This window comes from Massilia orientalis, assembly GCF_030411975.2.
Taxonomy (GTDB): domain Bacteria; phylum Pseudomonadota; class Gammaproteobacteria; order Burkholderiales; family Burkholderiaceae_D; genus Telluria; species Telluria orientalis.
Window position 1 is genome coordinate 1 of the sequence record NZ_JASNRB020000088.1, and the last position, 779, is coordinate 779.

1 protein-coding gene is annotated in these 779 nt (G+C 57.3%); it reads right to left on the reverse strand.

Going from position 1 to position 779, the window contains the following annotated elements:
* A partial coding sequence (locus tag QPK29_RS33485; RefSeq protein ID WP_371772434.1) for an IS4 family transposase occupies positions 1–728 on the reverse strand: 728 nt, incomplete at its 3' end.
* Between the last annotated feature and the right edge of the window lie 51 nt (positions 729–779).

Below are 779 nucleotides of genomic sequence, written 5' to 3' on the forward strand. Positions count from 1 at the left end.
CTGGTGCGATGATGACGCCCTTGAGGTGCCTTTTTGTACAGCACCAGCTGGCATGGCGTCGCGTTGGCGCGTGCATACTCAAAGCGGCCAAGACAGCGTGGCTTTGCTGTCGCTCCGGCATACCAGGTCTTGCAGCCGTCCCACCGTCCGGATCCTTCGGCACATACCATGTCACGGTTCCGGATGCGCCCAACCCACGAAATGTGCATTCCCGTGGCTAGCTTGAACCACGTCGCCCGAAACCCGGCATCAGTGACCAGTATGGGCAGACATTGATCGGGCAATAGCGAGCATAACGTCTCGAGGAAGCGGCGGTGTACCTTCGTAGATCCCAGGTCACATTCCGCATGCACCTCTTCGTAAAGAACCAAGGCACGTCCCTTGACGGTGACCGCAGCGCGCAAAAGATGCAAGCTTCCGTCAGGCAGCAAACCGGACCAGTCGACACTAATGGCAATGTGCCGATGACCAGCCAGGACGGCTTCGTCCAGAGCACGAAAAATCGTTAGCCGCTCAGCCGGCAAATGACGATTACTCAGCAGACGATCACAGCACTTGATGCGATGACGAATGCTCGTCTTCGTGTCTAGACAGCGCCCCATCTTGACGACACCAAGCCCGCCGATTCTGCCGGCCTCTGCCACTTTCGCTATACAGCCGCGGCGCTTGGCATGGATCTCGCCACACTTCGTGTCCAATAGATTTTGTATGATGCGGTGTGCGTGCATGGTTGCTTCTCCTTCGCAGTTTGGTCGCTACGAAAGAGAGGGCTAACACAG